This window comes from Pseudoalteromonas distincta, assembly GCF_005877035.1.
GTDB classification, from domain to species: domain Bacteria; phylum Pseudomonadota; class Gammaproteobacteria; order Enterobacterales; family Alteromonadaceae; genus Pseudoalteromonas; species Pseudoalteromonas distincta.
Map to the genome: position 1 here is coordinate 2,017,852 of NZ_CP040558.1, position 12,782 is coordinate 2,030,633.

The window sequence follows — 12,782 nt, forward strand, 5'->3', positions numbered from 1 at the left end:
TGAGTTCAGGTTGAGTAATAAATTACTCTGCGTCAGCTTCTTTGTATTTAGCAGCAGTTTCTGTAATTAACGGCTGTAATTCACCGCGTTGAAACATTTCGATAATAATGTCACAACCACCAACTAATTCGCCATCTACCCAAAGTTGTGGGAATGTTGGCCAATTTGCGTATGCTGGAAGCTCAGCACGAATGTCTGGATTAAGTAAAATATCAACGTATGCAAATGGTTCACCACATGACATTAACGCTTGCGATGCTTGTGAAGAAAAACCACAATTTGGTAATTTTGGTGACCCTTTCATGAAAAGGATTATTGGATTTTCTGAAATTTGCTGTTTAATTTTATCAATGGTTTCCATCTACAACCTCAAAGTAACGATAGCTAAATATATTTAGGTCTTGAAAATAACTCATCGTGACCACAAATATATAACTTAAAATGGGCAAATAAAGCCGCAATTGAAATAGTCTTTCGCAATAGCATTGCTGTTTGCTTAAACTTGAGTAAAATACTCAACAATTATAGTAACACTATATTACCGCTTGGTATAGGTAACTGCTCTGTTTCAACAGGCATTACGTATTACCAAATGGACTATCAACCAAAGAAGATGGAGATAAAAAAATGGCATTTGAACTACCGTCACTACCATATGCAATCGACGCACTTGAGCCACATATTTCAAAAGAAACGCTAGAGTTTCACCATGGCAAACACCACAACACTTACGTGGTTAAGCTTAATGGTTTAATCCCTGGTACTGAGTTTGAAAACAAATCTCTAGAAGAGATCGTATGTTCATCAGAAGGCGGCGTATTTAACAACGCAGCACAAATCTGGAACCATACTTTTTACTGGAACAGCTTATCTCCAAACGGCGGCGGCGAGCCTACTGGCGCAGTTGCTGATGCAATCAACGCTAAATGGGGTTCTTTTGATGCGTTTAAAGATGCATTAAATGACAAAGCAGTAAATAACTTTGGTTCAAGCTGGACGTGGTTAGTTAAGCTTGCTGATGGTTCACTAGACATCGTTAATACATCTAACGCTGCTACACCATTAACTGATGATGGCGTTACTCCAATCCTTACAGTGGATTTATGGGAACACGCTTACTACATCGATTACCGTAACGTTCGTCCAGATTACCTTAAAGGTTTTTGGTCGCTTGTTAACTGGGAATTCGCGAACGCTAACTTCGCTTAATTAGCCTTTAAACGCTAATGTAAAAAAGACGCTTAGGCGTCTTTTTTTGTTTGTTGTTTATCACACCTAAGCGCCTCATCATTTAATAAAACGCTTTTAGTAACATGATCTTTTTTCACTTAAATTTTTAATTTTATTGCACAAAAATACACATTCGTGACTAGACTTTAAAAGGTAAGCACCTTTTTACAGCGGGTTTCGGAGGTTATTATGACGATTTTTGAGCATTACCAAGCACGATACGAAGCGGCACAGGAAGAAGAATACAGTATCGCTGAATTTCTTGAGATTTGTAAAACCGATAAGTCTGCCTACGCCAGCGCACCAGAACGCCTACTCATGGCAATTGGCGAACCACACATGGTAGATACCGCAACGGATGCACGACTAAGTCGATTATTTTCAAATAGAGTAGTTGCGCGCTACCCTGCCTTTGCTGATTTTTATGGTATGGAAGACGCCATTGAGCAAATAGTCTCTTATTTAAAACATGCGGCTCAGGGGCTAGAAGAATGCAAACAAGTGCTTTATTTACTTGGACCTGTTGGTGGGGGTAAATCATCCATTGCTGAAAAACTAAAGTATTTAATGCAACAAGTGCCTATTTATTCAATTAAAGGGTCTCCTGTAAACGATCACCCCCTCTGCTTGTTTGATCCTATCGAAGATGCAGACGTACTCAGCAAAGAATACGGTATTAAACCGCGCTACTTAAAAACCATTATGTCGCCTTGGGCTGGCAAACGCTTAAAAGAGTTCAATGGTGATATTAGCCAGTTTAGAGTGGTTAAACGCTACCCTTCTATTTTAAACCAAATAGGTATTGCCAAAACCGAACCAGGAGATGAAAACAACCAAGATATTTCAGCACTGGTTGGTAAGGTCGATATTCGCCAGCTTGAGCACTTTGCCCAAAACGATCCTGATGCATACGCCTACTCTGGCTCTTTATGTTTAGCTAACCAAGGGCTGATGGAATTTGTAGAAATGTTTAAAGCGCCTATTAAAGTGCTGCATCCTTTACTTACCGCAACCCAAGAAGGTAACTATAACGGCACAGAAGGCATTAGTGCCCTGCCTTTTAATGGCATGATCCTCGCTCACTCGAATGAGTCTGAGTGGCAAACCTTTAAAAACAATAAAAACAACGAAGCATTTTTAGACCGTGTTTATATTGTAAAAGTCCCTTATTGCTTACGTGTAACTGAAGAAATTAAAATTTACGACAAATTACTTGAGCACAGCGAGCTATACAACGCGCCATGTGCACCGGGTACACTTAAAACTTTGGCGCAATTTACGACGCTATCACGTTTAAAAGAGCCAGAAAATTCAAGTATCTATTCTAAAATGCGGGTATACGATGGCGAGACCCTAAAAGACACCGACCCTAAAGCAAAATCGTATCAAGAATATCGTGATTACGCAGGTGTTGATGAAGGCATGACGGGGCTCTCTACTCGCTTTGCGTTTAAAATTTTGTCCCGAGTGTTTAACTTTGATACCACTGAGGTTGCTGCAAATCCGGTGCATTTATTCTATGTGCTTGAGCAACAGATAGAGCGCGAGCAATTTTCAAGTGAAATAGAAGAGCGTTATTTAAGCTTTTTAAAAGGCTATTTAATTCCACAATATGTCGAGTTTATAGGTAAAGAACTGCAAACCGCTTATCTAGAATCGTACTCGGAATACGGACAAAATATTTTTGACCGTTATGTTATTTATGCAGATTTTTGGATACAAGACCAAGAATATCGCGACCCCGATACAGGACAGCTATTTGACCGCGCAGCGCTAAACGCTGAACTTGAAAAAATAGAAAAGCCAGCGGGTATTTCTAATCCTAAAGATTTTCGTAATGAAATAGTGAACTTTGTACTGCGTGCCCGTGCACACAACAACGGTAAAAACCCACTATGGACAAGCTACGAAAAACTACGCACGGTGATTGAGAAAAAAATGTTCTCTAATACCGAAGATTTACTCCCTGTTATTTCGTTTAATACTAAAACGTCTGCAGAGGATCAGCAAAAGCACGAAGACTTTGTGAACCGTATGGTCGAAAAAGGCTATACACAAAAACAAGTTCGCTTGCTTTCTGAGTGGTATTTACGGGTTAGAAAATCGCAATAACCTTCATAGTCGTATTATATAGGAGGTCAATATGGCGCATTTTATAGATAGGCGTTTAAACGGAAAAAATAAAAGTACGCTTAATCGCCAGCGCTTTATTAGGCGCTATAAAAAGCAAATTAAAGAAGCGGTTTCAGATGCGATTAACAAACGCAGCGTTACCGATTCAAGCTCTGGTGAGAGTATTTCTATTCCACAACGCGATATCAGCGAACCTACATTTCATCAAGGGCAAGGCGGGAATAGAGAGCAAATTCACCCTGGTAACGATCAGTTTTCTACAGGTGATAAAATTGAGCGCCCTAAAGGCGGACAAGGCGGTGGTGCCGGTGAAGGTGACGCCAGCGATTCGGGCGAGGGACAAGATGAGTTTGTATTTTCAATATCAAAAGATGAATACCTTGATTTACTGTTTGAAGATCTAGAACTTCCTAACTTACAAGAAAACCAACTTGATAAGTTAGTGCAAATGAAAACCCATCGCGCAGGATTTTGTAGCGACGGCATGCCAAGTAATATTGACATTGTCCGCTCTCTTCAAGGCTCGCTTGCGCGGCGTGTTGCCATGAGTGCAGGTAAAAAACGCCGTTTAAAAGAGCTCGAAGAACAACTTGCTCTGCTGCTTGCTGGTCCACATAACGATAAAGCGGCAATTGCTTTGTTACAAAAAGAAATTGCAGCATTAAAAGTGCAAATTAAGTCGGTTCCGTTTATTGATAACTACGATTTACGTTTTCGTAATTACGAAAAGCGCCCTCACCCCACCAGCAAAGCCGTGATGTTTTGTATTATGGATGTGTCAGGCTCAATGGATCAGCCAACAAAAGACATGGCAAAGCGTTTTTATATTTTGCTCTATCAATTTTTAACCCGCAGTTATAAAGACATAGAAGTTGTTTATATTCGCCACCACACACAAGCTAAAGAAGTAGACGAACAAGAGTTTTTTTACTCCCAAGAAACTGGCGGCACTATTGTTTCAAGCGCACTTAAATTAATGAACGAAATAATAAAAGAGCGTTATCACGCAAATGAGTGGAATGTATACGCCGCACAAGCCTCTGATGGCGATAACTGGGCGGACGACACCCCGCAGTGTGGTGAAATATTACGTAATAAGCTCTTAAGCGCAGTACGTTATTTTGCTTATATTGAAATAACCACTCGTGCTCATCAAAGCCTATGGCGCGAATATGAATCTATAACACACAGCCATAATAATTTCGCCATACAGCATATTCAAAGCGTTGAAGATATTTACCCAATTTTTAGGGAGCTATTTAAAAAAGGTCGTCAACAGCAAAACTCTGCATAGCCAAAAGCGAGGTAGTATTATGAATGATAAACGATTGAGTGATGGCCCAGATTGGACCTTTGATTTATTAGATGAGTACCAAGGTGAAATTGCCCGTGTTGCAGCTCACTACAGGTTAGACACCTACCCTAATCAAATTGAAGTGATAACCGCAGAGCAAATGATGGATGCTTATTCAAGCGTTGGTATGCCTATTGGCTACAGTCATTGGTCTTACGGTAAGAAATTTATCCAAACAGAGCAAAATTATAAGCGCGGACAAATGGGTCTCGCTTACGAAATAGTGATAAATTCAGACCCTTGTATTGCGTACTTAATGGAAGAAAACACCCTACCTATGCAAGCGCTTGTAATGGCACATGCGTGTTACGGACATAACTCATTTTTTAAAGGTAATTACTTATTTAAAACCTGGACCGATGCAGGTTCAATTATTGATTACTTGGTATTTGCTAAAAACTACATAAGCCGCTGTGAAGAAAAGCATGGTATTACACAAGTAGAAGCCCTACTCGACTCATGTCATGCATTAATGAATTACGGGGTCGATCGCTACAAACGTCCACAACAAATATCGCTATTTGAAGAGCAAAAACGCCAACAAGAGCGCGAAGACTACCTTCAATCGCAAGTAAACGAATTATGGCGAACTATTCCTGAGCAACAGCAAGAAACCAAAAAGAAAGTCCGCCATTTCCCTTCTGAACCTCAAGAAAATATTTTGTATTTTATTGAAAAAAATGCCCCATTACTCGATTCTTGGCAACGTGAAGTGATACGTATTGTACGTAAAATTTCGCAATACTTTTACCCACAAAAACAAACTCAAGTAATGAACGAAGGCTGGGCAACTTTTTGGCATTACACCATCCTTAATCACTTATATGATGAGGGAAAGCTCACCGACTCTTTCATGTTAGAGTTTCTACAAAGCCACACCAACGTAGTTTATCAGCCACCTTATAACAGTAAATATTATTCAGGCATTAACCCATATGCTTTAGGCTTTAATATGATGGTTGATATTCGCAGAATATGTGAACACCCAACTGAAGAAGATAAACGCTGGTTTCCTGAATATGCAGGTAGTAACTGGCTAGATACACTGCATTTTGCAATGGAAAACTTTAAGGATGAGAGTTTTATTAGCCAGTTTTTATCGCCTAAGTTAATTCGTGATTTTAAATTATTTACTATTATTGACCATACTAATAATCCCCATCTAGAAATTGGCGCAATACATAACGACAACGGCTATAAGGCAGTGAGAGAAGCACTCTCAGCGCAGTACAATTTAAGTAATCATGAGCCTAACATTCAGGTATATGACGTTGATATTAGAGGTGACCGTTCATTAACCCTACGCTATGTACCTCATAACAATATTCCTTTAGCAAACTCGCACGAGGAAGTGCTTAAGCATCTTTACAGATTATGGGGCTTTAAAGTAAAACTAGAACAAGAGTTAAATTCTGGTGAGGTTTCAATGATTGGTCAATGCCCAATAGATGACTCTCGACACACAACACAATAATGAAGGGCAATACAATTTCCATACTGATTGGGTTTGCTCAGCAAATTGTAAAAACACGGTATTATTTAACCCTAAATTCTGGATATAAAAAATGACGCTTAAGCGTCATTTTTTATATCTTCGTAGGCTATTACTTTATTTCGCCCTGTATTTTTAGACTGGTACAGTGCTTTATCTGCAGCCTCTATCCAGCGCTCATGATTTTTAAAATCATTACTGCTACCAGCCAGCCCTATACTTACCGTCATTGTTATTTCAAAGTGTTTATACTTAACAGGGTTAGTTTCAATCAATACCCTTAAACGCTCAGCAAATACAAAAGCGCCTTCTTTATCTGTATCAAGCAATGTCACTGCAAACTCTTCACCGCCATAGCGCCCTGCAACATCAGTCTCGCGCAGCGTCGTACGTAGTAAGTTAGATAAATGACGAAGCGATTCATCACCACAGCTATGACCATATTCATCATTTATTTTTTTAAAGTGATCAATATCAAACATTAATAATGTACTACAGCCACCACTTCGCTTAACTCTTAAAAACTCTTGGCGTAGCGTACCTTCCCAGTGTCCACGGTTTGCAAGCTGCGTTAAGCTATCTGTTTGACTTACTTGTTCTAATTTTTTATTTAACTCTTCAAGCTCTTTTTTATTTACCGCGACATCTGTTACATCATACAAAATAATACAAATGTGGCTAACTTCGCCCATCGTATTGGTAAGAGGGATGAATGTCGCATTTTGATACATGTAATCAGCTTTACCAGTAATAGGTCGATAATTTTTAAACCTAAAAATGTATGGCTGCTGCTCCCAAATCGTAAAAGAGCGGTTTTTTAAAACAAAAACCGACTCAGATTTACTTCTAAACCATTTTTCGTCTATTGCAGGAAATAAATCAAATAGATCTTTATCTTTTACTGCGCTTGGTAGAAGCCCTGAATGGTTTTCCATAAAACCATTCCATACACACACCTTATAATCCCTATCGAGTACCACAAGGCCTACATCAACGGTATTAAACATATCCATTAACCAATGGATCTCATTCATTTCTAAATCAGCGGCCATAACTTAATCTTCTAATAGGTAAGCAACTTTGTATTTCAAAGTTTTAAGTGAATCTTCAGTAAATAACAGCATGAGGTCGCAATTTATATCATGGTTTTCAATACCGTAACTAATCTCTATTGCAAGGGTGCGTTGCCAACGTGACTTGTTTGATTTAACCAACTCAGATACATCTCTGTGTTGGCCAAGTACAATCGGGTGCCCTTGACTAAATGACATATCGAGCTGTTTTGAAAGACCCGTTAAAATCGCGCCTATCAAAATATTACTAATATCCATAAGCAGCTCAAGTTCAACTTTATCGTTTAACTCGCCGTCATAGTTCATCAAAGAAGCTATTTCTTTAAAGCTTGAATCATTTAAAAGTAATAGCGCCTCGCCCGAAATACCACCGCCAATAAAGCCCTGGCACACACCCGATGTAGCTGCGTTATTATCTATAGACTGCAGCGCCATATCGAGTTCATTAACTTCCAAAATATTCACATTAGGAATTGGTAGCTCTACAAATACATTAAGAAGACGTGCAAGTAAATCTCCAGCCTGCCCCATAGCAACGTTAGTTAGCTCTTGGTATATATCCCGAACATCAGGGTCGACTTGCTCTCCTAGCGAATGAGAGAGACGCTCACGCATGGCTTTATCTTTAATCCCATGGTGTTCAATTATGCTGGCTAGTTTTTCGGGGGAACATGGTTTTTGAATAAAATCGATAGCACCAAGCTCAAGTACTCTTTGGTGTGCACTTGGTTGTATATCACCAGAGACAACAACAGTGAGAATATTAAGCCCCTGTTCTTTCATAGCGATTAATACTTCATAACCGTCCATTTCTGGCATGTTTAAATCGAGAAAAAGTATCTCTGGTTCAATTAACTTTATTTGCTTTATACAATCAACGCCGTCAAGTGCAAATTCAACTTTAATATCCCAATCTTCAGGTAATGAGCGAGCCAACTGACGTCTAGCTAATTTCGAGTCATCACATATTAATACCGATGTTGACATATTATCTCTCTGTTTCTAAACCAGTAATGAGCATTAAAATCATTTTATGATGGTTTTTATTTTTATTATTGAAGATATCTTTTGTAACTTCATGTTAATCAAAGTTTAGCATAGTTACAATTTTTATATTTCAGAGCTAATACCCACTCTATTAAGCAGGTTTAATCACTTGGTAACTAAAGCCCAGTATAATACACTGACGCCCATTGCGTTAATTTAAAAGGAAATACCTTATGTTACGTTCACTTGCCTTTGCTTTGAGTGCATTTTGTTCTGTGGCTATTGCAGCCGACTATCCAGAAAACACACTTGATGCAGGAAAAGTATCCGCACAAGGCAAACCAGTCACTTTATTAGGTCAAGGTATCTCAATTGGAGATAGTGCGCCAAACTTTAAAGTTGTTGATGGCAACTTTATTCCAGTGAGACTTGAGGATTACAAAGGCCAAGCTGTATTAATAAGTGTAGTACCCAGCCTAGATACCGGCATTTGTAGCCTGCAAACTAAGCACTTTAATGAAAAAGTAGCCTCACAATTCCCAAGTGTAGTTATGCTAACAATTAGTGCTGATTTACCATTTGCTCAAAAGCGTTTTTGCAAAGCTGAAAATATCGATAAAATCACTACGTTATCAGATTCTGTTTGGCGTGATTTTGGTCAGAAATACGGATTGATTATTAAAGATATGGGCTTACTAACGCGAACAGTCTTTATTTTAGATGAAAGCCATAACGTCATTTATAAACAGTTAGTTAGTAGCCTTTCAACTGAACCAGAATACAACAGCGTAATTGAGAAACTTAAAACATTGTAAAGTCCATTAAGTAGCACTAATTAAGCAATGCTAAATAGCCTTAAAACAAAAAACCGCCAATTGGCGGTTTTTTAATGTGCTTTTATAATTAACCTAAAAGTTCACCAAGTTGTTGGCTAACAGTTTCAACAGCTTGTGTACCATCTAGTTTATGGTATTGAGTATTACCAGCAGCCGCTTCTGCTTGATAGTAATCAACCAATGGCATAGTTTGCTCGTGGTAAATACCTAAACGTTTACGTACTGTTTCTTCAGTATCATCAGCGCGAACAATTAAGTCATCCCCAGTTTCGTTGTCTTTACCTTCCACTTTTGGTGGATTATAAACAACGTGGTAAACACGACCAGAACCAGGATGAACGCGACGTCCGCCCATACGCTCAACAATGACTTCATCAGCCACGTCAAATTCAATAACGTGATCAACCACTACGCCATTTTCTTTCATTGCATCCGCTTGCGGGATTGTACGCGGGAAGCCATCAAGTAAAAAACCTTTCTCACAATCCGCTTTAGTAATACGCTCTTTAACTAAACCAATAATAATATCGTCAGAAATTAGTTGACCAGCATCCATTACTTTTTTTGCTTCTAGACCCAGTGGCGTGCCTTCTTTAATTGCCGCACGTAACATATCGCCAGTAGAAATTTGTGGAATACCGTATTTGTCCATTAAAAACTGAGCTTGAGTACCTTTACCTGCACCCGGCGCGCCCAAAAGAATAATGCGCATATTATTGTCCCCTAGTATGGATATTTATTTTAAAGCCTGAATTCTTCCACAAGCGCCGCCGATACTCAAGCAACTTATACTAATTGATGAGCCGTTGGGGTGTTTACAGGGCATTAAAAAAGGGAACACACGTTCCCTTTTATTTAAAGTACATAATTTATACTTTATTAACTGAGTAAATAGCTATTTGCTTATTTACTTAGTTCAAGCATCAATTTATTTAAGCGAGTAACAAATCCTGTTGGATCTTTAAGTGTACCGCGTTCTGCAAGTAGTGCTTGATCTAGTAAAACGTGTGACCACTGCGCAAACTTATCTTCATCTTGTTCGTCATTTAAGTGCTTAACAAGTTGATGCTCTGGGTTTAGCTCAAACACAGGTTTTGCTTCAGGGGCTGCTTGACCAACAGATTCCATTAGCTTTTGCATTTGTGAGCTCATGTCGTTGTCGTCGCTTACAACACATGCTGGAGAATCTGTTAAACGATGCGTAAAGCGCACTTCTTTAACGTCATCACCTAGTGCTGTTTTAATACGTTCAACAAGCCCAGCCATTTCTTTTTCAGACTCTTCTTGCGCTTTTTTAGTTTCTTCGTCGTCAAGCTTACCTAAATCTAAGTCACCACGTGTGATCGACTGTAGCTGCTTATCAGCGAATTCAGTTAAGTGACTCATCATCCACTCGTCAACACGGTCACTTAGTAGTAATACTTCAATGCCTTTTTTGCGGAAAATCTCTAAATGCGGTGAGTTTTTCGCAGCGGTGAATGTATCAGCTACTACGTAGTAAATTTTGTCTTGGCCTTCGTTCATGCGTTCAACATATTGCTCAAGCGACACATCTTGTGTTTCTGAGTCAGTGTGTGTCGAAGAAAAACGAAGTAGCTTACAAATAGCTTCTTTATTTGCAGCATCTTCAGCTGGGCCTTCTTTCATTACTTGACCAAACTCATTCCAAAATACTTGGTAATCGTCAGCTTTGTTTTTAGCCATACGCTCAAGCATTTTAATAATACGCGATGTACACCCTTTACGAATAGCTTGCGTTACTTTGTTGTCTTGTAGAATTTCACGAGATACGTTCAGTGGTAAATCGTTTGAATCTAGTAAGCCTTTTACAAAGCGAAGGTAGCTTGGCATGAATTGCTCAGCATCATCCATTACAAACACACGTTGTACGTAAAGTTTTAAACCACTTTGACGTTCACGGTTCCATAAGTCGAAAGGTGCTTTTTTAGGAATATATAAAAGGCTAGTGTATTCAGTTTTACCTTCAACCTTATTATGTGCCCAGCTAAGTGGCTCTTCCCAATCATGGCTTACATGCTTGTAAAACTCTTTGTATTCATCATCAGAAAGCTCTGATTTATCGCGTGTCCACAATGCAGTTGCACGGTTAATGCTTTCCCACTCACCTGGTACTGCTGGAATTTTTTCGCCGTCTTCACCTTCAGATTCTGGCACTTCTGCTTTAAACATTTGTACTGGCGTTGAGATGTGATCAGAGTATTTAGTAACGATACTACGTAGGCGCCAGTCATCAGCAAATTCTTTTTCTTCATCGCGAAGATGTAAAATAATGTCGGTACCACGGCCTTCTTTTTCAATTTCTTGAAGTGTGTATTCGCCTTCACCTTGAGATTCCCACTCATAAGCGGTTGTTTCACCGGCTTTGCGTGTACGAACAGTTACTAAATCAGCAACAATAAATGCAGAGTAAAAACCTACACCAAATTGACCAATTAACTGTGAATCTTTACTTTGATCACCCGTTAAGTTTTTGAAAAACTCAGCAGTACCCGACTTTGCAATAGTACCTAATGAGCTAATGATTTCATCGCGTGTCATACCAATACCATTATCTGAAATGGTAATTGTATTTGCTTCTTTATCTGCACTAATACGAACACGTAAATCGGCATCACCTTGGTAAAGGTCGCCTTGAGATAGCGCTAAAAAGCGTAACTTGTCTGCTGCATCTGATGCATTTGACACAAGCTCACGTAAAAATATTTCTTTATTAGAATAAAGAGAATGAATCATTAAGTTTAATAATTGTTTTACTTCTGTTTGAAAGCCTAATGTTTCTTTTTGTGCTGCAGTCATTTATATATCTCCAATTTGCAAAGTGTCTGCGTTATGCACTTAATATGGGGTGAGGTGTTAGAACTTCAAGGGAAAAATTTAAAAAAGGTGAAACGAAAACAAAGAACCATTAATTTGTTTAAAACGAATGCGGACAATTAATATGAATCTTTTCACCTGTTGTTGGATGTTCAAAATATAAATCGCTGGCATGTAATTGTAACCGCCCTGCCATATATTCACTTTGCGCACTTTTATATAAATCACAGCCTAAAATTGGGTGCCCTATAAACTGGCTGTGTATTCGTAATTGATGGGTACGCCCGGTAATAGGTGTAAATTGCACTAAGGTTCTGCACGGCTGCCTGAGCCGCTCAAGTACTTTATATTCACTCAGCGCTGTTTTACCTGTCGATTGGCAAATTTTAACACGCGGAAAAAGCAGTTTATCTTTTGCAATTGGCGCAGTAATTTGCCCATCATCAACAGCCAAGCATCCCTCTAACATGGCTACATAACGCTTTTGAATAGTGCGTGCCTGAAATTGCTTATTAAGGTGCTTTGACGCAATCGCGTTTAATCCAACAATCATAATGCCCGATGTGCCAAAATCTAGCCGATGCGGTAACTTAGCCTCTGTAAATGTAGCTGTTAAGCCCTTTTGACCATGTACTAAGCGGTAATGTACTGAGTCCCAATTAAGCGGATTTTTACCTGATAAACTTAGTAGTCCACTGGGTTTATTGATCAGTAGAATATCGTCATCTTGATATAATATTTCAATAAACCCGTCGCACTTAGGGGCTACAAAATCATCAACTATAGTGGGTTGTTCTGAAGGTGTATGTGATGTTGAGTTAGCCATTAAGTTAATCATTAAA

Annotated in this window: 11 protein-coding genes; 5 read left to right on the forward strand and 6 right to left on the reverse strand. The window is 39.0% G+C overall.

Going from position 1 to position 12,782, the window contains the following annotated elements; all coding sequences use genetic code 11:
• Window positions 1-22: 22 nt before the first annotated feature.
• Entirely contained in the window at window positions 23-361 is a 339-nt protein-coding gene (locus tag FFU37_RS08890; protein ID WP_004335359.1) for a Grx4 family monothiol glutaredoxin, read from the reverse strand.
• Between the two features lie 266 nt (window positions 362-627).
• On the opposite strand from FFU37_RS08890, the gene FFU37_RS08895 reads away from it, so the two are divergent.
• From FFU37_RS08895 to FFU37_RS08910, 4 genes are all read left to right on the forward strand, one after another.
• The gene (locus FFU37_RS08895) at window positions 628-1,209 is read left to right on the forward strand and encodes a superoxide dismutase (RefSeq protein WP_002960323.1); all 582 of its coding nucleotides are present in this window, start codon (window positions 628-630) and stop codon (window positions 1,207-1,209) included.
• Window positions 1,210-1,419: 210 nt separating this feature from the next.
• Complete coding sequence (locus tag FFU37_RS08900) at window positions 1,420-3,342, forward strand: PrkA family serine protein kinase (protein WP_138489317.1); 1,923 nt, start codon at window positions 1,420-1,422, stop codon at window positions 3,340-3,342.
• Between the two features lie 31 nt (window positions 3,343-3,373).
• Entirely contained in the window at window positions 3,374-4,657 is a 1,284-nt protein-coding gene (locus FFU37_RS08905) for a YeaH/YhbH family protein (protein ID WP_007375849.1), read from the forward strand.
• A gap of 19 nt (window positions 4,658-4,676) precedes the next feature.
• Window positions 4,677-6,191 (forward strand): SpoVR family protein, encoded by a 1,515-nt coding sequence (locus FFU37_RS08910; protein WP_138489318.1) that lies wholly within the window; start codon window positions 4,677-4,679, stop codon window positions 6,189-6,191.
• Between the two features lie 98 nt (window positions 6,192-6,289).
• On the opposite strand, the gene FFU37_RS08915 is transcribed toward FFU37_RS08910, so the two are convergent.
• Together FFU37_RS08915 and FFU37_RS08920 are read right to left on the reverse strand one after the other, a co-directional pair.
• Complete coding sequence (locus tag FFU37_RS08915; protein ID WP_024592692.1) at window positions 6,290-7,261, reverse strand: sensor domain-containing diguanylate cyclase; 972 nt, start codon at window positions 7,259-7,261, stop codon at window positions 6,290-6,292.
• Between the two features lie 3 nt (window positions 7,262-7,264).
• Window positions 7,265-8,269 (reverse strand): response regulator, encoded by a 1,005-nt coding sequence (locus FFU37_RS08920; RefSeq protein WP_024590825.1) that lies wholly within the window; start codon window positions 8,267-8,269, stop codon window positions 7,265-7,267.
• A gap of 233 nt (window positions 8,270-8,502) precedes the next feature.
• Here FFU37_RS08920 and tpx point away from each other — a divergent pair, with 233 nt between their 5' ends.
• Window positions 8,503-9,084, forward strand: a complete 582-nt coding sequence (gene tpx, locus FFU37_RS08925; RefSeq protein ID WP_138489319.1) for a thiol peroxidase — start codon at window positions 8,503-8,505, stop codon at window positions 9,082-9,084.
• Window positions 9,085-9,172: 88 nt separating this feature from the next.
• On the opposite strand, the gene adk is transcribed toward tpx, so the two are convergent.
• The 3 genes from adk to FFU37_RS08940 form a co-directional block, all read right to left on the reverse strand.
• Entirely contained in the window at window positions 9,173-9,817 is a 645-nt protein-coding gene (gene adk / locus FFU37_RS08930) for an adenylate kinase (protein WP_039487425.1), read from the reverse strand.
• 191 nt (window positions 9,818-10,008) lie between these two features.
• Window positions 10,009-11,922 (reverse strand): molecular chaperone HtpG, encoded by a 1,914-nt coding sequence (gene htpG / locus FFU37_RS08935; RefSeq protein WP_138489320.1) that lies wholly within the window; start codon window positions 11,920-11,922, stop codon window positions 10,009-10,011.
• 118 nt (window positions 11,923-12,040) lie between these two features.
• Complete coding sequence (locus FFU37_RS08940; protein ID WP_138489321.1) at window positions 12,041-12,778, reverse strand: RluA family pseudouridine synthase; 738 nt, start codon at window positions 12,776-12,778, stop codon at window positions 12,041-12,043.
• Window positions 12,779-12,782 lie beyond the last annotated feature (4 nt).